The sequence below is a fragment of the Salipiger marinus genome, assembly GCF_900100085.1.
In the GTDB taxonomy this organism is placed as follows: Bacteria; Pseudomonadota; Alphaproteobacteria; order Rhodobacterales; family Rhodobacteraceae; genus Salipiger; species Salipiger marinus.
This window is the reverse complement of sequence record NZ_FNEJ01000003.1, coordinates 58,051-79,108: the sequence shown is the minus strand read 5'-3', so window position 1 is coordinate 79,108 and position 21,058 is coordinate 58,051. Positions and strand designations below refer to the sequence as shown.

At 67.5% G+C, this 21,058-nt stretch carries 15 protein-coding genes; 14 read left to right on the top strand and 1 reads right to left on the bottom strand.

The annotated features are described in order from the left end of the window. The first annotated feature begins 5 nt into the window (after positions 1-5). From BLR51_RS04060 to BLR51_RS04015, 10 genes are all read left to right on the top strand, one after another. Positions 6-746 carry a LamG-like jellyroll fold domain-containing protein gene (locus tag BLR51_RS04060; RefSeq protein WP_165616724.1) on the top strand — a complete coding sequence of 247 codons (741 nt, stop codon included), beginning with the start codon at positions 6-8 and terminating at the stop codon, positions 744-746. Positions 747-1,519: 773 nt separating this feature from the next. Beyond that, positions 1,520-2,026 (top strand): division/cell wall cluster transcriptional repressor MraZ, encoded by a 507-nt coding sequence (gene mraZ / locus BLR51_RS04055; protein WP_089844244.1) that lies wholly within the window; start codon positions 1,520-1,522, stop codon positions 2,024-2,026. A 3-nt stretch (positions 2,027-2,029) separates the two neighbouring features. Further along, the gene (gene rsmH / locus BLR51_RS04050; RefSeq protein ID WP_089844242.1) at positions 2,030-3,004 is read left to right on the top strand and encodes a 16S rRNA (cytosine(1402)-N(4))-methyltransferase RsmH; all 975 of its coding nucleotides are present in this window, start codon (positions 2,030-2,032) and stop codon (positions 3,002-3,004) included. Continuing rightward, a complete protein-coding gene (gene ftsL, locus BLR51_RS04045; protein WP_089844241.1) occupies positions 3,004-3,354 on the top strand; it encodes a cell division protein FtsL in 351 nt (116 codons plus the stop codon). The genes rsmH and ftsL overlap by 1 nt, the downstream gene beginning before the upstream one ends. Next, positions 3,351-5,150 (top strand): peptidoglycan D,D-transpeptidase FtsI family protein, encoded by a 1,800-nt coding sequence (locus BLR51_RS04040; RefSeq protein WP_089844239.1) that lies wholly within the window; start codon positions 3,351-3,353, stop codon positions 5,148-5,150. The genes ftsL and BLR51_RS04040 overlap by 4 nt, the downstream gene beginning before the upstream one ends. 49 nt (positions 5,151-5,199) lie before the next feature. Then, a complete protein-coding gene (locus BLR51_RS04035) occupies positions 5,200-6,681 on the top strand; it encodes a UDP-N-acetylmuramoyl-L-alanyl-D-glutamate--2,6-diaminopimelate ligase (RefSeq protein ID WP_089844237.1) in 1,482 nt (493 codons plus the stop codon). After that, complete coding sequence (locus BLR51_RS04030) at positions 6,678-8,102, top strand: UDP-N-acetylmuramoyl-tripeptide--D-alanyl-D-alanine ligase (protein ID WP_089844235.1); 1,425 nt, start codon at positions 6,678-6,680, stop codon at positions 8,100-8,102. The genes BLR51_RS04035 and BLR51_RS04030 overlap by 4 nt, the downstream gene beginning before the upstream one ends. 18 nt (positions 8,103-8,120) lie before the next feature. Continuing rightward, the gene (mraY, locus tag BLR51_RS04025; protein ID WP_089844233.1) at positions 8,121-9,203 is read left to right on the top strand and encodes a phospho-N-acetylmuramoyl-pentapeptide-transferase; all 1,083 of its coding nucleotides are present in this window, start codon (positions 8,121-8,123) and stop codon (positions 9,201-9,203) included. Between the two features lie 205 nt (positions 9,204-9,408). After that, entirely contained in the window at positions 9,409-10,812 is a 1,404-nt protein-coding gene (murD, locus tag BLR51_RS04020) for a UDP-N-acetylmuramoyl-L-alanine--D-glutamate ligase (protein WP_089844231.1), read from the top strand. Between the two features lie 182 nt (positions 10,813-10,994). Further along, positions 10,995-12,770: an SLC13 family permease gene (locus tag BLR51_RS04015; RefSeq protein ID WP_089844229.1), complete on the top strand. Its 1,776-nt coding sequence runs from the start codon at positions 10,995-10,997 to the stop codon at positions 12,768-12,770. A 30-nt stretch (positions 12,771-12,800) separates the two neighbouring features. On the opposite strand, the gene BLR51_RS04010 is transcribed toward BLR51_RS04015, so the two are convergent. Next, a complete protein-coding gene (locus BLR51_RS04010; protein WP_089844227.1) occupies positions 12,801-13,286 on the bottom strand; it encodes an RrF2 family transcriptional regulator in 486 nt (161 codons plus the stop codon). Between the two features lie 260 nt (positions 13,287-13,546). Between BLR51_RS04010 and BLR51_RS04005 the strand changes: the two genes are divergently transcribed. The 4 genes from BLR51_RS04005 to BLR51_RS03990 all read left to right on the top strand — a co-directional run bounded on the left by BLR51_RS04005 (position 13,547) and on the right by BLR51_RS03990 (position 20,938). Beyond that, positions 13,547-16,642 (top strand): response regulator, encoded by a 3,096-nt coding sequence (locus BLR51_RS04005; RefSeq protein ID WP_242656631.1) that lies wholly within the window; start codon positions 13,547-13,549, stop codon positions 16,640-16,642. Further along, entirely contained in the window at positions 16,639-17,508 is an 870-nt protein-coding gene (locus BLR51_RS04000; protein ID WP_089844225.1) for a CheR family methyltransferase, read from the top strand. The genes BLR51_RS04005 and BLR51_RS04000 overlap by 4 nt, the downstream gene beginning before the upstream one ends. Further along, a complete protein-coding gene (locus tag BLR51_RS03995; protein WP_089844224.1) occupies positions 17,498-19,351 on the top strand; it encodes a response regulator in 1,854 nt (617 codons plus the stop codon). Before BLR51_RS04000 ends, BLR51_RS03995 begins: the two co-directional genes overlap by 11 nt. 153 nt (positions 19,352-19,504) lie before the next feature. Next, the gene (locus BLR51_RS03990; RefSeq protein WP_089844222.1) at positions 19,505-20,938 is read left to right on the top strand and encodes an alanine/glycine:cation symporter family protein; all 1,434 of its coding nucleotides are present in this window, start codon (positions 19,505-19,507) and stop codon (positions 20,936-20,938) included. Positions 20,939-21,058 lie beyond the last annotated feature (120 nt).

Sequence of the window (21,058 nt, the reverse complement as noted above, 5' to 3'; positions counted from 1 at the left end):
CGGCCATGTCCGGAATTCGCCTCGATACCCTTTTCACCGATACGAGCCTGCCGGTGGGGGAAAGCCTCGCCGCCGGGCTGCTGGCCTCCGAAAACCTCGTGCACTGGTTTCAGGCCGACGCCGCCCATGTCGACCTGACCGGCGACACCATCGACAGCTGGACCGACCGGGCAGGCAGCGGGCGCGTGCTGACCCCGCGCGGCGGCGGTGCCACCCTCGCCGATGCAGCGCTTGGGTCTTTTCCGGCGGCGCTGTTTGACGATGCGAACGGCGATACCTACGGCATGTCCGGGGCAAACCTGCCCTGGACCGGCGCCTGGACGATTGCGGTGGTGGCGCGGCTTGATGATCTGACATCGGCGCTGCGCATGTTGGTGGGGGCGGGCAGCGGGCAGACCTTCTATCTCGGGCGGATCGGCACCGAGACCCTGCGGCTGCGCTGCGGCGGCACCAACAACACCGACATCGCCTTCACCGGGTTTGGCGACTGGTTTTCGGTCCTCGCCTCCTATGACGGCACATCGGTCACGCGGATCGCCGTCAATGGCGGAGCGGCGGTTGCGGGCACCGGCAGCGATCCGACCGTCAGCAGCGCCACGGTGCTGGGCGACACCCCCGGCAGCGGGCTCTGGAGCGGCCACATCTCCGACCTGATGATCTGGGATACCGACCTGCTGGCCAGCGCCGCCGCAGCAGAGCGCGCGCGCGTCGATGCCTTCTTCGCCTCGGCCTACGGGATCGGCTGATTCGTGGCGGTGGGGCTTGAACGGGCCTTGAACCGCCCGTTCAAGCCGCCCAGCGCAAAAATGCTTTGCTGTAAGTTTGGCTGTAAATCACTGCAAGTTTGGCCGTCACGCTACAGCTACACTACAAACAGCCGCCTTGCCGTCACGCTGCATCGTCTGGGGGTAGCGCATGGGAAAACATGGGAGAGGGGTGGAGAGCTCGAATCCGGGCATGTCGATTGGCGGGATTTTTCTGTGAAAACGGCTGATTCTGGCTCTGGCCATTCGGCGTCCGGAGAGATAAGGCAGGTTTGCACAGATGTAAGGCGCTGTTTTTCGCTCTGGGGGCGGGAAATCATGGGCGGGATTTGTTCACGGCGCCGTTACCATATATTGAGCATCATCGTCCAGCCCTTACCAAATGTCGTGTCGTTTTACGCAACTGTCACGCAAGATTTGGTTTTCAACAGGGGTCTGTGGACAAGATCATGTGGGGATTTCCCGTAAAATTCTGTTGCGGCCCATGAATTCCCATGACATACCTTTAACCACGGCGAAGGTCGGGAGAGGGGCAGCAAGACCCCGAAAATCCCGGAAAAAACAAAAAAAAGCAGGTTCATACAGGCATCCCTTCTTCGCCGTGACCAGAAGACTCCAGCGCGTGGGCGAGCAGACATCCCCCCAGGTGGCACGCGTAGCTGGACCAGCCCGCAAGACGGGTCAAGGCGGCGGGTTGATCAGTGGCAGCGGATCAACCCGCCGTATTCCGTTCTGGGGGGACGTAGGCAGGGACAGTGAGCCGACGTCTGAGGTTCCGAGGCGAAAGCCGCAACAAGGTGGATGGCAAGGGGCGCGTGTCGATCCCGGCCAGCTTCCGCCGCGTGCTGGAAGCCGGTGACCCGGACTGGACCGAAGGGCTCAACCCGAATTTTGTGGTCGTCTATGGCGATCACCGCCGCAAATATCTGGAATGCTACACCATCCAGGAGATCGAGGCGGTCGAGGACCGCATCTCTGACATGCCGCGCGGGTCGCAGAACCGGCGCATCCTGGAGCGGCTGTTTTCCACGCAATCCGTCACCACCTCGGTGGACGAGACCGGGCGGATCGTGCTGCCTGCCAAGCTGCGCGAGAAGATCGGGCTGGAGGACTGGGCCTATTTCACCTCGAATGTCGACACGTTCCAGATCTGGAAGCCTGAAACCTATGAGGCTGAAGAACTGGCGAAGACGGAAGAATTCCTGGACGAGATGCCCGAGGATTTCGACCCGCTGTCGCTTCTGGACGAGACGGAGAGCTGAGCCATGACTGACCGCGCCCCCCATGTTCCCGTGCTGCTGGGCCCGCTGCTGGCGGCGGTGGCGCCGGTCAGCGGCACATGGATCGACGGCACCTTCGGGGCAGGGGGCTATGCCCGTGGCCTTCTGGAGGCGGGTGCCGACCGGGTGATCGGCATCGACCGCGATCCGCTGGCGCATGAGATGGCGCAGGGCTGGATCGGGGACTATGGCGACCGGCTGGAACTGGTCGTGGACAATTTCGCCAATATGGATGCCCATGCCACGCAGGTGGATGGCGTGGTGCTGGATCTGGGCGTGTCCTCCATGCAGCTGGACCGGGCGGAGCGGGGGTTTTCCTTTCAGAAGGACGGCCCGCTGGACATGCGCATGGAACAGCAGGGCGAATCCGCCGCCGAACTGGTCAAGCGGCTGGACGAGACGCAGCTTGCGGACATCCTTTACACCTATGGCGAGGAGCGCGCCTCGCGCCGGATCGCCAAGGCCATCGTGCGGGCGCGCGGCGAGGCGCCGATCGAGACCACGGCGCGGCTGTCTTCCATCGTGGAGGCCTGCCTGCCGCGTCCCAAACCCGGCCAGTCGCACCCGGCCACCCGCAGCTTTCAGGCGCTGCGCATCGCGGTCAATGACGAATATGGCGCGCTGTGGCGCGGGCTGATGGCCGCCGAACGCGCGCTGCGTCCCGGCGGCGCGCTGGCGGTGGTGACCTTCCATTCCGTCGAGGACCGCATGGTCAAGCGCTTCCTGCAGGCGCGCACGGGTCGGCTGGGATCGGTCAGCCGCCATGCGCCCGAGGCCGAGGTGGACACCCCGCGCTTTGCCGCCGTCACCCGCAAGGCGGTGGGGGCCGATGACGCGGAACTGGCCGTCAACCCGCGCTCCCGGTCGGCCCGGCTGCGCGTCGCCCGCCGCACCGAGGCGCAGCCCGGCGAGGTGGGGGCGGACCTGATTTCCATGCCGCAACTGAGGGGGAAAAGCTGATGCGGACACTTCTCTATGTGACCAGCTTCATGGCGGTGATCGGGCTCAGCTTCTGGGCCTATCACGAGAATTATGAAACGCAGGCCGCGCTGGACCATGTCGAGGATCTGCAGCGCGACATCGGGGATGCCCGCGCGCGCCTGTCGATCCTGCGGGCGGAATGGGCCTATCTCAACCGGCCCGACCGTCTGCGCGAGCTGGCCGAGATCAATTTTGAACGGCTGAACCTGCTGGCCATGCGTCCCGAACAGTTCGGGCGCATCGATCAGGTCAACTATCCCGACACCCGCGCGCTGGTGGTGACCGACGCGGTGGATGTGATCGGCGCAAAGGATGGGCTGGAGCCATGACCCGCACCCCGCTACGCCCGCTTGCCCGCATTCTTGAGGCGCGCCGCCGGGGCGAAAACCCCGACGCCATCGAACGCGAGAACCTGCGCATCCGCCACGAACAGCTGCGCGACCGGGCCCGGATGCGCGCCGAAAGCCGCCTTCTGGTGCTGGGGGCCGTGTTCTTTCTGGCCTTCCTGACCATCGGCGTGCGGATGGGGGTGATTGCGCAATCCTCCCCCGAAGAGCCGCGTGCGCAGGCGGGCGGCGCCTCCATCGTCGCGTCGCGGGCCGATATCGTCGACCGCCGTGGCCGTATCCTTGCCACCAACATGGAAACCCATTCGCTTTACGCCCATCCTCATCAGATGGTGGAGCCGGTGCGCGCGGCCAAGGAACTGGCGGCGATCTTCCCCGATCTGGACGAAGAGCGGATGGTGAAGGATTTCACCGATCCCAAGCGCAAGTTCCTGTGGGTGCGCAAGAAGATCAGCCCCGAGCAGATGCAGCTGGTGCATGACATCGGCGAGCCGGGCTTGCTGTTCGGCCCGCGCGAGATGCGGCTTTATCCCAATGGCACGCTGGCCGCGCATGTTCTGGGCGGATCGAGCTTTGGCCGCGAGGGCGTGGATTCCGCCGAGGTGATCGGCACGGCCGGGATCGAGCGGTTCTTTGACGAGCCGCTGCGCGATCCCGCGCGCGAAGGTGCGCCGCTGGAACTGTCGCTGGATCTGTCGGTGCAGGCCGCGACCGAGCGGGTGCTGCAGTCCGGCATGATGCTGATGAATGCCAAGGGTGCCGCTTCGGTGCTGATGGATGTGGATACGGGCGAGGTCATCGCCATCGCCTCGCTTCCGGATTTTGATCCCAACGACCGCCCGCGCCCGCCGACCAAGGGCCGCCCCTCGGACAGCCCGCTGTTCAACCGCGCGGTGCAGGGGGTCTATGAACTGGGCTCGACCTTCAAGATCTTTGCTGCCGCGCAGGCCATGGACATGGGGCTGGTGACGCCGCAGACCGTCATCGACACCTCGCCGCCCTTCTCTGTGTCGGGGTTCCGCATCGGCGAATTCGACGGCCACAATTACGGCAAGCAGACCGTCGAGGGCATCATCGTCAACAGCTCCAACCGGGGCACCGGCAAGCTGGCGCTGGCCATCGGGCCGCAGCGGCAGCAGGAATTCCTGCGCAGCATGGGCTTCTTTGACGCCACCGGGCTGGAGATCGTCGAGGCACAGGGCGGCAAGCCGCTGGTTCCCTCGCGCTGGACCGATCTGAGCACGGTGACGATTTCCTACGGGCACGGGCTTTCGGCCTCGCCGCTGCATCTGGCGACGGGCTATGCCACCATCGCCAATGGCGGCCATCTGGTGAAGCCGACGCTGCTGAAGCAGGCCGCCCCCGTTCAGGGTCCGCGCGTGATGTCCGAAGCCACCGCCGCCGCCGCGCGCAGCATGCTGCGCAAGGTGGTCACCGAAGGCACCGCGAGCTTTGGCGAGGTGCCGGGTTACAAGGTGGGCGGCAAGACCGGGACCGCCGACAAGCCCAAGGAAAACGGCGGCGGCTATTACGAGGACAAGGTGATCACCACCTTCGCCACGATGTTCCCCGCCGATGACCCGCGCTATGTGCTGGTGGTCACGCTGGACGAGCCGGTGGAAACCTCGGGGCCGAAACCGCGCCGCACCGCAGGCTGGACGGCAGTGCCGGTGGCCGCCGAGATGATCGGCAGAATCGCGCCGCTTCTGGGCTTGCGTCCCGAATATGATCTGCCAGAAGTGGCGCAGCTGACCATGGTCCGGGCCGAGGGCGAATAACCCCGCCCCGGCGTGGCAGCGCAGGATCCAAAGGAACGAAGGGGTGGTCATGGGCGAAGGCAAGAGCCTGACCGATCTGGGATTGACCGCACGGGGCGGACGCGAGGCCCGCGTCACCGGCCTGTCGCTGGACAGCCGCGAGGTGGCACAGGGCCATCTGTTCGCAGCGCTTCCCGGCACCCGCGTGCATGGCGCGCGCTTCATCGCCACGGCACTGGAGCGGGGGGCGGCCGCGGTGCTGACCGATGCCGAAGGGGCGGCCCTCGCCGCCGAGGCGCTGGCGGGCAGCGAGGCCGCGCTGATCGTGGCGGCAGAGCCGCGCGCGGCCTTGGCCTATGCCGCGGCGCTGTGGTTCGGCGCGCAGCCCGCCACGATGGTGGCGGTGACCGGCACCAACGGCAAGACCAGCGTCGCCACCTTCCTGCGCCGCATCTGGCAGGAACTGGGCTTCCGCGCCATCAACCTTGGCACCACCGGGATCGAGGGCGACTGGCAGGCGCCGCTGAAACACACCACCCCCGATCCGCTGACCCTGCACCGCGCGCTGGCTGATGCCGCGCGCTCCGGCGTCGATCATGGCGTGATGGAAGCCTCGAGCCACGGGCTGGACCAGCGGCGGCTGGACGGGGTGCAGATCCGGGCGGCGGGCTTTACCAATTTCACGCAGGATCACCTCGATTATCATGCGGATTTCGAGGAATATTTTGCCGCCAAGGCCGGGCTTTTTGCCCGGGTGCTGCCCGAGGATGGCACGGCGGTCATCAATCTGGACGATGCGCGCGGCATCGACATGCTGGCCATCGCGCGGGCACGCGGGCAGAACACGATCAGCGTCGGCGAAACCCATGGCGCGGATCTGCGCATTCTGGGGCAACGCTTCGACGCCACCGGCCAGATCCTGCGCCTGTCATGGCGCGGCGCCGTACAGCAGCTGCGGCTGGGGCTGATCGGCGGGTTTCAGGGCCAGAACGCCACGCTGGCGGCGGGGCTGGCGCTGGCTTGCGGCGCCGAGCCCGCACCGGTCTTCCGCGCGCTGGAACGGCTGGAGACGGTGCGCGGGCGCATGCAGCTGGCCGCGAGCCGGGACAATGGCGCGGCGGTCTATGTGGATTTTGCCCATACTCCCGATGCGGTGGCCACGGCGCTGCGCGCGCTGCGCCCGCATGTGATGGGGCGGCTCATCGCCATCATCGGCGCGGGCGGCGACCGCGATCCGGGCAAGCGCCCGCTGATGGGGGCGGCGGCCTTGGCCCATGCGGATATGGTCATCGTCAGCGACGACAATCCCCGGTCCGAGGATCCGGCGGCGATCCGTGCGCAGGTGCTGGCGGGGGCGCCGGGCGCCACCGAAATCGGCGACCGCGCCGAGGCGATCCTGCGCGGCGTCGACGCGCTGGCGCCGGGGGATGCGCTGATGATCTGCGGCAAGGGCCACGAGACCGGGCAGATCGTCGGCGACACGGTCTATCCCTTTGACGATGTGGAACAGGCGAGCCTTGCCGTGGCGGCACTTGATGGGAGGGGTCTGTGATGCTCTGGACGGCAGCCGAGGCTTCTGCCGCGACAGGCGGCACCGTGGCGGGCGACTGGCAGGCGCGGGGCGTGTCCATCGACACCCGCACGCTGGAGCCGGGCGATCTGTTCGTGGCGCTGCAGGCCGCGCGCGACGGCCATGATTTTGTGGCGCAGGCGCTGGAGAAGGGCGCTGCCGCAGCCCTCGTCAGCCGCATTCCTGAGGGCGTGGATCCGGCCCGGCTGCTGCTGGTGCCGGATGTGCAGGCGGGGCTGGAGGCGCTGGGACGCGCCGCCCGCGCCCGCAGCCGCGCGCGCGTGGTGGCGGTGACGGGCTCGGTCGGCAAGACCTCCACCAAGGAGATGCTGCGCTCGGTTCTGGGCGGGCAGGGCTCGGTCCATGCTGCCGAAAAAAGCTACAACAACCACTGGGGCGTGCCGCTGACGCTGGCGCGGATGCCGCGGGAGGTGGATTTTGCCGTGATCGAGATCGGCATGAACCATCCCGGCGAAATCGCGCCGCTGTCGCGCATGGCCCGGCCCCATGTGGCCATGGTGACCATCGTCGCCGCCGCGCATCTGGCCGCCTTCGACAGCCTTGAGGGCATCGCCCGCGAAAAGGCCGCGATCTTCGAGGGGCTGGAGCCGGGGGGCGTGGCGATCATCAACGGCGATCTGCCGGTGACGCCGATCCTGCGCAGCGCCGCATCCCATGCCGCACAGGTCATCGAATTCGGCGAGGCGCCGCACAACCACCACCGCGTCGAGGAGGTGACGGTCTGCGATGCCGCCACCGTTGCGCGCGGGCGGGCATGGCGCACGCCGGTGCTTTACAAGGTGGCGGTGCCGGGGCGGCATTTCGCCATCAACGCCATGGGCGTGCTCGCCGTGACCCATGCGCTGGGGCTGGACCGGGCGCTGGCCGTCACCGCGCTGGGGCAGTGGCAGGCGGGCGCCGGGCGCGGCCTGCGCGAGGTCATCGTGCTGGACAAGGTCGAACCGCATCTGACGCTTGATCTGATCGACGACGCCTATAACGCCAACCCCGCCTCGCTGGGGGCGGCGCTGGAGGTGCTGGCGGGGGCGCGACCCAAGGACGGGCTGGGCCGGGTCAGCCATGGGCGGAGGATCGCCTATCTGGGCGACATGAAAGAACTGGGCCGCGAGGAACAGGCGCTGCACCGCGCGCTGGCCACCCGGCCCGGCATGGAGCGCATCGACATCGTGCATTGCGTGGGCCCCTTGATGCGCGAGCTGTGGCGCAGCCTGCCAGAGCGGCAGCGCGGCCACTGGTGCGAGGACAGCGCCAGCATGGCGGCCCGCGTGGCGCATGATCTGGATGCGGGCGACGTGGTGCTGGTGAAGGGGTCGCTGTCCATGGGGCTGGGCCGCGTGGTTGACGCGATCCGGAAAATGGGCCATGGCCCCGCGACCGTTTGAGACCGAAGGACCGGGCATATGCTCTACTGGCTGACGAGCCTCAGTGATGGCGGCGATCTGTTCAATCTGTTCCGCTACATCACTTTCCGCGCCGGGGGCGCGTTCCTGACCGCACTGCTGTTCGGGTTCATCTTCGGGCGACCGCTGATCGACGTGCTGCGCCGCCGTCAGGGCAAGGGCCAGCCGATCCGCAGCGACGGGCCGGAGGGGCATTTCCTCAAGGCGGGCACCCCCACCATGGGCGGGCTGCTGATCGTCGGCGCGCTGCTCAGCTCAACCCTGCTCTGGGCGCGGCTTGATACCGGCTTTGTCTGGATGATCCTGTTCGTGACCATAAGCTATGCCGCCATCGGCTTTGCCGATGACTATGCCAAGGTCAAGAAACAGACCTCGGCGGGGGTGTCGGGCAAGGTGCGGCTGCTGCTGGGCTTTGCCATCGCGGGCATTGCCGGGGCGTGGGCGGCATGGCTGCATCCTGACGAGCTGACCGGCTATCTGGCCTTTCCGGTGTTCAAGAACGCGCTGCTGTATCTGGGCTGGTTCTTCGTGCCCTTCGCGATGATCGTCATCGTGGGCGCGGCCAATGCGGTGAACCTGACCGACGGGCTTGACGGGCTTGCCATCATGCCGGTGATGATCGCCGCGGGCACGCTGGGCATCATCGCCTATGCGGTGGGGCGCACCGATTTCACCGAATATCTGGATGTGCATTACGTCCCCGGCACCGGCGAGATCCTGATCTTCACCGCCGGGCTGATCGGCGGGGGGCTGGGATTCCTGTGGTATAACGCGCCGCCTGCGGCGGTGTTCATGGGCGATACCGGCTCGCTGGCGCTGGGGGGCGCGCTGGGGGCGATCGCCGTCGCCACCAAGCACGAGATCGTGCTGGCCATCGTCGGCGGGCTGTTTGTGGTCGAGGCGCTGTCGGTGATCATTCAGGTGCTGTATTTCAAGCGCACCGGCAAGCGGGTGTTCCTGATGGCGCCGATCCACCATCATTACGAGAAAAAAGGCTGGGCCGAGCCGCAGATCGTCATCCGCTTCTGGATCATTTCGCTGATCCTCGCGCTGATCGGGCTGGCCACGCTGAAGCTGCGCTGAGCGCCGCGCCGGGTGTGATGCTGCGCTGAGCGCGGGCCGGGGGCGCTGCCCCCGGACCCCCGGGATATTTTTGGTCAGAAGAAGGCGGGAGCGGGGCTGGGACGGGAAGCCCGAGCGCTGACGGGGCCGAGGATGGGGCGCTCTCTGGCCTTGGCGGGCGGGATCCGGTAGCGCTGGGGTAACAGGCGCAGAAGGAGGCTTTGGCATGATTCCGGTCAGCGGGTTTGAAGGACGCGTGGTCGCGGTGCTGGGGCTGGGGCGGTCCGGCCTTTCGGCGGCGCGGGCGCTGCGCGCGGGCGAGGCGGATGTGCTGGTCTGGGACGACAATCCCGAGGCGCGGGCGCGGGCCGAGGCCGAGGGCTTCGTGGCGCGCGATCTGGCCCGCGAGGGCGGGTTCGACGGTGTCGACTGGCTGGTGGTGAGCCCCGGCATTCCGCATCTTTACCCCAGCCCCAACCCGGTTGTTGCCGCGGCATGGACGGCGGGGGTGCCGGTGGATAATGACATCGGGCTGTTCTTCCGTGCGCTGGGGGGCGAGGGCTGGGACAGCTTCGACAGCCCGCCGCGCGTGGTGACGGTGACCGGATCCAACGGCAAATCCACCACCTCGGCGCTGATCCATCACATCCTGACCAGTTCCGGGCGCGAAAGCCAGCTTGCGGGCAATATCGGGCGCGGCGTGCTGGATATCGAGCCGCCCGAGGATGGCGGCGTGGTGGTGCTGGAGCTGTCCTCCTACCAGACCGATCTGGCGCGGGCGCTGACCCCGGACGTGGCGGTGTTCACCAATCTTTCGCCCGATCATCTGGACCGGCATGGCGGGATGGGCGGCTATTTCGCCGCCAAGCGGCGGCTCTTTGCCGAAGGCGGGCCGGACCGCTGCGTGATCGGAGTGGACGAGAACGAGGGCCGCTATCTGGCCAACCAGCTGGCCGAAGGGCCGACCGATGACCGCGTGATCCGCATCTCCTCGGGGACGAAGCTGGCGGGGCCGGGCTGGCATGTCTTTGCGCGCAAGGGTTTTCTGACCGAATGGCGCAAGGGGCGGCAGGTGGCCTCCATCGACCTGCGTCCGGTGCGCGGCCTGCCGGGCGCCCATAACCACCAGAACGCCTGCGCCGCCTATGCCGCCACCCGCGCGCTGGGGCTGGCCCCGCGCGAGGTGGAGGCGGCCTTTCACAGCTTCGAGGGTCTGCCGCATCGCAGCCAGATCATCGCCGAGGCGGGCGGCATCACATGGGTCAATGACAGCAAGGCCACCAATGTGGACGCTGCCGTGAAGGCGCTGCTGGCCTTCGGCAACATCCGCTGGATCTGCGGCGGGCTGATGAAGGAGGGCGGGCTCACCGGTCTGGCGCCGGGTCTGGCGCATGTGACCAAGGCCTATGTCATCGGGCGCGAGGCGGCGGGGTTTGCGCTTGGCCTGCCCGGGGTGGAGGCGGAGATCTGCACCACCATGGAACAGGCGGTGGCCCGCGCCCATGCCGAGGCGCAGCCGGGCGAGGTGGTGCTGCTGGCCCCCGCGGCGGCGAGCTTTGACCAGTATGACAGCTTCGAGAAGCGCGGCGAGGATTTTGCCGCACGGGTGCGGGGGCTGCTCGGTCTCTGATCCCGGCTGTTCTGCACGCGCTGACCCGCCTCTGGCTGCCGCCGGGGCGGGTTTTTGCTGTTTTAAAGGGCGGTTTCGCCGCTGGTCCGAGGCTTGTGGCGGATTGCGCTTGTAAAAACGACTGAGTTGATCGTCTATTACGTGATTAGCGGGCAAGACCCGGCTTTAGCGGAGTGCGCGTGATGACCTTCGACCAGATTCTTGTGCTGGGGCTGCTTGGGATCGTGTTCCTGAGCTTCTTCCGGGAGACCTATCCGCCGGAGGTGGTGGCGCTGGCCGCCCCTGCGGTGCTGATCGGCACCGGCGTGCTGGAGACCGCCGATTTCCTGACCGTCTTCGGCAATTCCGCGCCCATCACCATCGCGATGATGTTCATCATCTCCGCCGCGCTGGAACGCACCGGCGTGCTGGATCTGGTGGGCGACGCGCTGCGGCGGCTGGCGCGCGGATCCTTCCTGCGCACCATCACCTTCATGATGCTGGGCACCATGGCGGCCTCGGCCTTCATGAACAACACGCCGGTGGTGATCCTGCTGACGCCGATCATGATCGCGCTGGCGGGATCGGTGGGGGTGGCGCCGTCGCGGCTGCTGATCCCGTTGTCCTTCGCCGCGATCTTTGGCGGCACGCTGACGTTGGTGGGCACCTCCACCAACATCCTGATGAGCGGGGTGGCGCGGGATGCGGGCCAGCCGCCCATCACCATGTTCGAGATGACGCTGCCGGGGCTGGTCTTTGCCGCGGTGGGGCTGGTCTACATGGTGCTGGCGGGGCGGTTCCTGCTGCCCGACCGCGCCTCGCTGGCCTCCTTGCTGGGGCAGGGCGGCAAGCGCAAGTTTCTGGCCCGGCTGCTGATCCCGCATGATTCCCGGCTGATCGGCAAGGGCGTGCGCGACCTGCCGCTGAACTCTGCCAGCGCGCAGATCCTTGACGTGCTGCGTGGCGAGGAGTCGCTGCGCCGCAGCCTGCCTTCGCTGGTGCTGGCGGCGGGCGACCGGGTGGTGATCCGCACCGATCCGGGCGAGATCCTCGGGCTGAAAGACAGCGGCGAGATCGTCTTTCACGACATGGAGGAGCGCGGGCTGGAGCCGGTGACCGCCGACCGCACCCTGACCATGGAGGCCAGCGTCGGCCCGAATTCGCATCTGCGCGGGCGGCCCATCCGCGACCTGAAGCTGCGGCGCAAATATGGCGTCTATCTGATGGCGGTGCACCGGCAGGGGCAGAACCTGTCGCAGGATCTGCCCGACATGCGGCTGAACTTTGCCGACACGCTGCTGCTGGAAGGCCCCGCCGAAGGGCTGCGGCGGCTGGTGGAGGATGGCGGCATCGTCAACCTGACCGCCCCCAGCGAGCAGCCGCTGCGCCGCAGGAAGGCCCCCATCGCCATTGCGGTCATCCTTGCCGTGGTGATCCTGTCGGCCTTCGAGGTGCTGCCCATCGCTGGCCTGTCGCTGATCGGCGCGGTGCTGGTGATGCTGACGCGCTGCGTCGATCCCGCCGAGGCTTTTGATGCCATCGACTGGCGCATCCTGTTCCTGATCTTCGGCATGCTGGGGCTGAGCATGGGGCTGGAACAGTCGGGGGCGGCGGCGATGATCGTGACGGCGGTCGTGGCGGCGGTGGGCGATCTGGGGCCGCTCGCGATCCTTGCGGTGATCTATGTGCTGACCTCCACCCTGACCGAGATGGTGTCGAACAACGCGGTGGCGGTGCTGATCGGCCCCATCGCCATCGGGCTGGCGCAGCAGCTGGGATATGACCCGCGCCCCTTCATCATGGCGGTGATGTTTGCCGCCTCGGCCAGCTTCGCCACGCCGATCGGCTATCAGACCAACACCTTCGTCTATAGCGCCGGGGGCTACAGGTTCAGCGATTTCCTGCGGGTGGGCCTGCCGCTGAACGTGATCTTTGCGGTGGTGGCGGTGCTGGTGCTGCCGCTGTTCTTCCCGTTCTGACCGGGAGGGTCCAGCCGGCGGCAGGTGGCGTCAGTCCTCCGCCGCCGGTTCGGGGTCGGGATCGTGTTCGGTCAGCCCGAACCGCTCCAGCGGGGATGTGTCTTTTTGCAGGTCGGCCAGCGTCAGGCTTTCGATCATCAGCAGATAGGTGGCGTAGAACCCGCCGAACACCGCCCGCACCCGGCAGGTTTCCTCGTCGGTGCAATCCTCGCAGCGCTGATAGGCCTTGCGCGACAGACAGGGCAGCGGCGCCATCGGCCCGTCGATGAGCCGCAGCACCTCGGCCAGCGAGATGCGCCGCGCCTCCTTGATCAGCTCGTATCCGCCATGGCGTCCGCGGCGGCTGCCGATCAGGCCCGCGCGTTTCAGATCAAGCAGGATATGTTCCAGAAACCGCTTGGGCGCGCCGGACCGCGCCGCCACCTCCTCGATGCGCAGGGCGTCGCCGTCCTGCGCCTTCTGGTCGGCGAGCACCATCAGGGCTTTGAGCGCGTATTTGGTCTTGTAGGTGATCATGGGTCCGGCCAGCTGGGTCCGCGCTACATCTAGGGCAGCTATGCCCGGTTGGCGAGCCGGAACCCCCATGCCCGCGCGGGGGAGTCTGGAAAAAATGTCACGGCGGGCGGAACCTTGGCGGCGCTGTCGCGTTTCGCCTGCGGTGTCGTTCCGTGCAGAGCGTGGGGATCCGCTGCGGCAACGGGCAGTTGCGGGGCTGGCAGGGGCCGACCAAATCGCGGATACCCAGCCGGACGGCACCGGGACAGGCAGGAGCGCGCGTGAAGAAATTCGAAGAACCGGCCATTCTGGCGGCCATTGTCGCAGCCATCGCTGCGGTGTTCACGCTGGATGTTTTTTATCCCATGGGCACCGCGGTCTGGATCATCTACCTGCTGCCGCTGGTGCTGGCCTTTGCCTCGCGCAGGCCGATGGTTCCGGTGGTGAGCGCCGTGGCCATCTGCATCATCATGGCGGTGGGCTATGTGCTTGACCGGCGCGGCATCGACCCGACGGTTGCCATGGCCAACCGCAGCATGGCGGGCGTGGTCATCCTGATCATCGGGGTGGTGGGCCGGTCGATGATCCTTGCCCGGACCGCCCTGACCCGCACCGAATGGGTGCAGCAGGGGCAGGTCGCCGTGTCCCGCGCCGTGCAGGGTGACAAGACCGTGGAGGCGCTGGGGGATCATGTGCTGCGCGCGCTGGCCGAACGCAGCGGCGCGCGGGCGGCGGTGGTCTGGGTGCGCTCTGGCCCCGAATTCCGCCGTGTGGCCAGCTGGGGCGTGGACGAGTCCGATCTGCCGTCCCGCGTGGCGCAGGGGCAGGGCCATCTGTGGCGCGCCGTGACCGACCAGAAGATCATCGAACTGGACACCACGCCGGAACAGGCGCTTGGCTGGGCCACCGGGCTTAGCCGCGGGCACTGTGCGCAGTCGGTGATCGTGCCGGTGGAAGACGGGCTGCAGATCAACGGTCTGCTGGAATTCGGCCTTGATGCGCCGATGTCGGGCCGGGTGCGCGAGCTGTTCGAACGGGTGTCGGACAAGATCGGCATCGCCTTCCGGTCGGCGCAGTATCGCGGCCAGCTTCAGGAACTGCTGGAGGAGACCCGCCGTCAGGCCGAGGAACTGCGCAACCAGACCGAAGAGCTTGCCGCCTCCAACGAGGAACTGGAGGAGCAGGCCCGCGCCCTGCAGGACAGCCAGCGCCGTCTGGAGCATCAGCAGGCCGAGCTGGAAGAGCAGAACGCCCAGCTGGAAAGCCAGACGCAGGAGCTGGAGGAACAGCGCGACGCGCTGGCCCGGTCGCGCCGCCTGCTGGAGGACCAGTCGCAGGCGCTGGCCCGCGAAAGCCGCTACAAATCCGAATTTGTCGCCAACATGTCGCACGAGCTGCGCACGCCGCTGAATGCGCTGCTGATCATGTCGCGGCTTCTGGCCGAAAACCGCGCGCGCACGCTGACCGATGAACAGGTCCGCTGGGCGCAGACCATCGAAAGCTCGGGGCAGGATCTGCTGACCCTCATCAACGACATTCTGGATCTGTCCAAGATCGAGGCGGGCAAGCTCGACATCGCCGCCGAACCGGTGGCACCAAAGGCCGTGGCGCAGAAGATGCTGCGCGGCTTCGAGATGCAGGCCCGCGCCAAGGGGCTGGACCTGTCCACCGAGGTCGACCCGAAGGCGACCGAGATCATGACCGATCCGGGGCGGCTGGAACAGGTGCTGCGCAACTTCCTGTCGAACGCCATCAAGTTCACCGAACGCGGCCGGGTCACGCTGCGGGTGACGCCCGCCCCGGGCGGCGGCGTGAGCTTTGCGGTGGAGGATACCGGCATCGGCATCGACATGGCCGAGCAGGAAGCCGTGTTCGAGGCGTTCCGTCAGGCCGATGGCACCATCTCGCGCCGCTTTGGCGGCACCGGGCTGGGCCTGTCGATTTCGCGCGAACTGGCGGATCTGCTGGGCGGACGCATCACGCTGAAAAGCGAGAAGGGCCGGGGCAGCACCTTTGCGCTGACCCTGCCGAAACAGCTTCCCGGCCAGCCCGTCGCAAGCTTGCCCGCCGCCCTGCCAGAGCGCGCCGCGCCGCTTCCGGAGCCCGCGCCCGCCGCTTTGGACGCCGCCGCGCTGAGTTTCGAAGCGCTGGAGGGGGTCGAGGATGACCGCGACGCGCTGACCCCCGGCGACCGCGTGATGCTGGTGGTGGAGGATGACCCGGCCTTTGCCGCCGTGCTGCTGGATCTGGCCCGCGAACTGGGCTTCCGCTGCGTCTGCGTGGGCCGGGCCGAGGATGCGCTGCGCGCCGCGCGCGCGCTTCTACCTGCGGGCATCGTGCTGGATGTGGGCCTGCCCGATCATTCCGGCCTGTCGGTGCTGGACCAGCTCAAGCGCGACCCCGCCACGCGGCACATTCCCATCCATATGGCCTCTGCCGAGGATTACACCCATGTGGCGCTGTCGCAGGGCGCGCTCAGCTACATGCTGAAGCCGGTGCCGCGCGACGATTTGGAACAGGCCTTCCGCAAGCTGGAACACCGGCTGGAACAGCGCCTGCGCCGCGTGCTGATCGTGGAGGATGACCCCGCGCAGCTGGAGGGGCTGCAGGCGCTTCTGGGCAATGACGAGGTGGAAACCGTGGGTGCCGCCACCGCCGCCGAGGCGCTGGAGGCGTTCCGCGCCCATCCTTTCGACTGCATCGTGCTGGACATGACGCTGCCCGATGCCACCGGCTTTGACCTGCTCGAACAGCTCGACGCCGACAGCGCCACCTCTTTCCCGCCGGTCATCGTCTATACCGCCCGCGCCCTCTCGGAAGCCGAAGAACTGCGCCTGCGCCGCTATTCCAAGTCGATCATCATCAAGGGCGCCAAATCGCCCGAGCGGCTGATCGACGAGGTCACGCTGTTCCTGCATCAGGTGGTGTCGGATCTGCCGGAGAAACAGCGCGCGCTGCTCGCCGCCTCGCTCAACCGCGACGCCATGCTGGAGGGGCGGCGCATTCTGGTGGTGGAGGATGACATCCGCAACGTCTACGCGCTGACCGGCATCTTCGAGCCGCATGGCGCCATGGTGCAGATCGCCCGCAATGGCCGCGAGGCGCTGGAGGCGCTGGCGCGCACCGCCGATGGCGCGGCGCCCAAGGTCGACCTTGTGCTGATGGATGTGATGATGCCGGAAATGGACGGGCTGACCGCCACGCGCGAGATCCGCAAGATCGACCGCTGGAAGGGCCTGCCGATCATCATGCTGACCGCCAAGGCCATGGCCGAGGACCAGAACCAGTGCCTTGCCGCCGGGGCTAATGATTACCTGCCGAAGCCCCTCGATGTGGACAAGCTGCTGTCGCTGACCCGCGTCTGGATGCCGCGATGACCGCCGCGCCGCTGCCCGCTGTCGGCACCGCCGAGGGGATCGAGCTGGATCTGTTCCTCGAGGCGCTGCACCGGCGCCATCACTACGACTTTCGGTCCTATTCGCGCTCCTCGCTGCTGCGCCGCGCCGATCTGGCGCGGGAACGGCTGGACTGCGAGACGCTGTCGGATCTGCAGAAGCGCCTGCTGCATGATCCGGACGTCCTGCCCGAGATCATCGACGCGATGACCGTGCAGGTCAGCGAGATGTTCCGCGATCCGTCCTATTTCCTTGCCCTGCGCCGCGAGGTGATCCCGCATCTGCGCACCTTTCCCTCGCTCAAGGTCTGGGTGGCGGGCTGTGCCGATGGCGAGGAGCTGTATTCGCTGGCGATCCTTTTCCGCGAGGAGGGGCTGTTCGACCGCACGCTGTTCTATGCGACGGAGATCAACCGCCGGGCGCTGGCGCGGGCGGAATCGGGCATCTATGACATCGACCGGCTGGCGGCGTTTTCGCACAACTATTACGGCGCGGGCGGGCGCGGCTCGCTGTCGGATTACTACACCGCCGGCTATGGCCGCGCGGTGATCGACCGCAGCCTGCGCGCGCGCACCGTGTTCACCGAACACAACCTTGCCACCGATCAGGTGTTTTCCGAGGTGCATCTGATTTCCTGCCGCAACGTGCTGATCTATTTCGACTCGGTGCTGCAGGACCGCGCGGTGGGGCTGTTTGCGGAGGCGCTGGCGCGGGGCGGCTTTCTGGGTCTGGGCTCGCACGAGACGCTGCGCTTTTCGACCCATTCGGCGGCCTTCGCCACCTTCGACGAAACCGACCGCATCTGGCGGCGCACGACCTATTCTCAGGAGGCTCTCAATGCCGGCTGAACCCATCCGTTTTCTGATCGTCGATGACATCGAGGAAAACCTCATGGCGCTGGAGGCGCTGCTGCGTCGGGATGGTCTGGCCATTGACCGGGCGAAATCGGCGGATGCGGCGCTGGAACTGATGCTGCGCCACGATTACGCGCTGGCGCTGCTGGATGTGCACATGCCCGGCACCGACGGGTATGAACTGGCAGAGATCATGCGCGGCACCGAACGCACCCGGTCCGTGCCCATTATCTTTGTCACCGCCTCCGAAGTGAACGAGGCGCGGCGCTTCCGCGGCTACGAGGCGGGGGCGGTGGATTACATCTTCAAGCCCATCGATCCGCTGATCCTGAAATCCAAGGCGGAGGTGTTTTTCCGCATCGGCCAGCAGGCGCGCGATCTGGAACGCCAGCGCGACCAGATGCTGGAGATCGCCCGTGCCCGCGACCGCGCCATGGCGCAGCTCAAGGCCCATGCCGACAATTCGCCGCTGGCGCTGGTGGAATGCGACGGCGCGCTGGTGATCCGGCGCTGGTCGCAGGGGGCAGAGCGGCTCTTCGGGCGCAGTGCGGCGCAGATGGTGGGCCTGCCGCTGCCGCAGGCGGGCTGGCTGAGCGCCGAGAATATCGCGGTGCTGTCGGGCTGGCTGGCCTCGGCGCCCGATCCCGCCACGCCGCCGCGCTTTTCCACCGAATTCACCGTGACCCAAGGCGCCGGGCGCGCGCTGGAATGCGAGGTCTATGGCTCGGTTCTGGCCAGCGCCGAAGGCGCGCAGTCGCTGTCGCTGCAGATCCTCGACATCACCGAACGGCGGCAGGCCGAGGAGGTGCGGTCGCTGCTGATCGGCGAGCTGAACCACCGGATCAAAAATACGCTGGCCAATGTGCAGGCCATCGCGCGGCAGAGCCTGCGGCAGGCGGTGGATCTGCGGTCTTTCGAGCGCAGCTTCATGGGCCGGTTGCAGGCGCTGTCGCGGGCGCATTCGATCCTGTCGGATGCCACATGGGCCAGCGCCCCGCTGGACCAGCTGATCGATGACCAGATCCGCGCGGGCACGCTGGATGGCGAACGCCTGCACCGCTCCGGCCCGCGCGTGGACCTGTCGCCCGACACCATGCTGCGCATGGCGCTGATCCTGCACGAACTGGGCACCAATGCTGGCAAATACGGTGCGCTGAGCGTGCCGGAGGGCGAGGTGCATCTGAGCTGGGCGCTGGCGCCCGAGGGCCTGACCCTGCGCTGGGAGGAACGCGGCGGCCCCGTCGTGGCCACCCCGGACCGCAAGGGTTTTGGCATGACCATGATCGGATCCAGCGCCACCGGCGATGGCGACTGGTTCAACACCGACTGGCGCCCCGAAGGCGTGATCTGGACCTTCGGCCTGTCGCGCGGCGTGACCGCCACCCGCAGCCGCGCCATGGCGCAGACCGGCGACTGCCCCGCCGCCGCTGCGGGCGCGGGCGCGCTGGCGGGCCGCCGCGTGCTGGTGGTGGAGGACGAGCCGCTGGTGGCGCTGGACATCAGCTTCGAGCTGGAGGATGCGGGCGCCGAGGTGGTGGCCGTGGCGCGCACCCTGTCGGATGCGCTGGACACCGCGTCGCGAGTGCGCTGCGATCTGGCGCTGCTGGATGGCAACCTGAACGGCGAGCCGGTGGACCGGGTGGCGGCGCTGCTGGTCTCGCGCGGCATCCCGTTCTGTTTCGTCTCGGGCTACGGGCGCGAGCATCTGCCGCGCGATTTCCAGACCGTGCCGCTGGTGGAAAAGCCGTTCAACCCCGACGCGCTGCGCTCGGTGCTCTGCGACATCATGGTGATGCCCGCCGCCGCCGATCTTCCGCCGCCGGGCCTGCCCGCCTGAACCTGCGGCCACGCCCGGGGTGCGGAATTTATGCATCCTCTGCGCAGTTTTTGACCAGACGCGGCCCGCGAAGGGTTTTCACCGGCGCCGGATCCGCCCAGCATGGTGGGTGCGGGCAGCGGATCCGCGCGTTCAGCCGAAAGGAATACAGGTTTGGAAGTTTTTGACACGATCTTCACGCTGGTGAACGACCTGACATGGGGCTGGGCGCTGGTGCCCTTTCTGGTGGTCATGGGCACGTTCTTCACCGTTGCCAGCGGCTTTGTGCAGTTCCGCTTCTTCCGCCGCATGTTCAACGTGCTGCGCAAGGGCTCGCAGACCGACGATCCCAACAAGATCTCGGCCCGGGCGGCGCTGCTTGTCTCGGTCGGCGGGCGCGTCGGCGGCGGCAACATCGCGGGCGTGGCCGTGGCGATCACCGCAGGGGGCCCCGGCGCGGTGTTCTGGATGTGGGCCATCGCGCTGATCGGCATGTGTTCGGCGCTGATCGAGTCGACGCTGGCGCAGGTCTTCAAGCGCAGCACGCCGGAGGGCGCCTATCGTGGCGGTCCCGCGCAGGCCATCATCCACGGGCTGGGCCCGCAGTATCGCTGGCTGGCGGTGATCTATGCGGTCTGTCTGATCGCCTCCTTCGCCGTGGGCTTCAACGCCTTTCAGGGCAACACCGTGGCGGGGGCGGCGCAGGACAGCCTTGGCGTGCCCCGGCTCTGGACCGGCATCTTTCTGGCGCTGGCCACCGCGGCCATCGTCTTTGGCGGCATCCGCCGCATCGCCAAGGCCGCCGACATCATCATCCCGGTGATGGCGGTGGGGTATCTTGCCATGGCGCTGCTGGTCATCGTGCTGAACCTTACCAGCCTGCCCGCCGTGCTGTGGGACATCGTCGCCAATGCCTTCGGCCTGCGCGAGGCGGTGGCGGGCGGCATGGGGGCCGCGCTGTCCAACGGCCTGCGCCGCGGGCTCTTCTCCAACGAGGCGGGACTGGGCTCTGCGCCCAACGTGGCGGCCACCGCCTATGTGCGCCACCCGGTGAGCCAGGGCATCACGCAGAGCTTTTCGGTCTTCATCGATACCATGGTGATCTGCACCTGCACCGCCATGGTGATCCTGCTGGGCGATGTCTACGTGCCCGGCGCCGCCGAGGTGGATGGTGTGGTGCTGACCCAGCAGAGCCTTGTCAGCCATGTGGGGACTTGGGCGCAGTATTTCCTGACGGCGGCGATCTTTCTCTTCGCCTTCTCCTCGATCATGTACAACTATTACCTTGGCGAGACCGCGCTCAACTTCCTGTTCCGCGGGGATGGCGGCGTGCTGGGGCTGCGGCTGGGGGTCATTGCCGTGGTCCTGCTGGGCGCCATCGCGCCGGGGGCGACGGCGGTGTTCAACTTCTCCGATCCGATGATGGGCATTCTGGCGGTGGTCAACCTGCTGGCGCTGATGATGCTCTTCCCGATCGCGCTGCGGCTCATCACCGACTTCCGCAGGCAGCTGGCGGAAGGGGTGGCGCGCCCGGTCTTCGATCCGGCGGGCTTCCCCGATCTGGACACCGATGCCACCGCATGGCCCGACGCGCCGCGTCGACGCTGAGCGGGCAGGGCAGGCACTGGGGGCCGCAGCCGGGCGACCGGCTGCGGCCCTTGGCGTCCGGCCCGGGGCTGGCTCGCGCGAATCCGCCTTGCACGCTTGGGCGGGGATGAATAGAAGGCT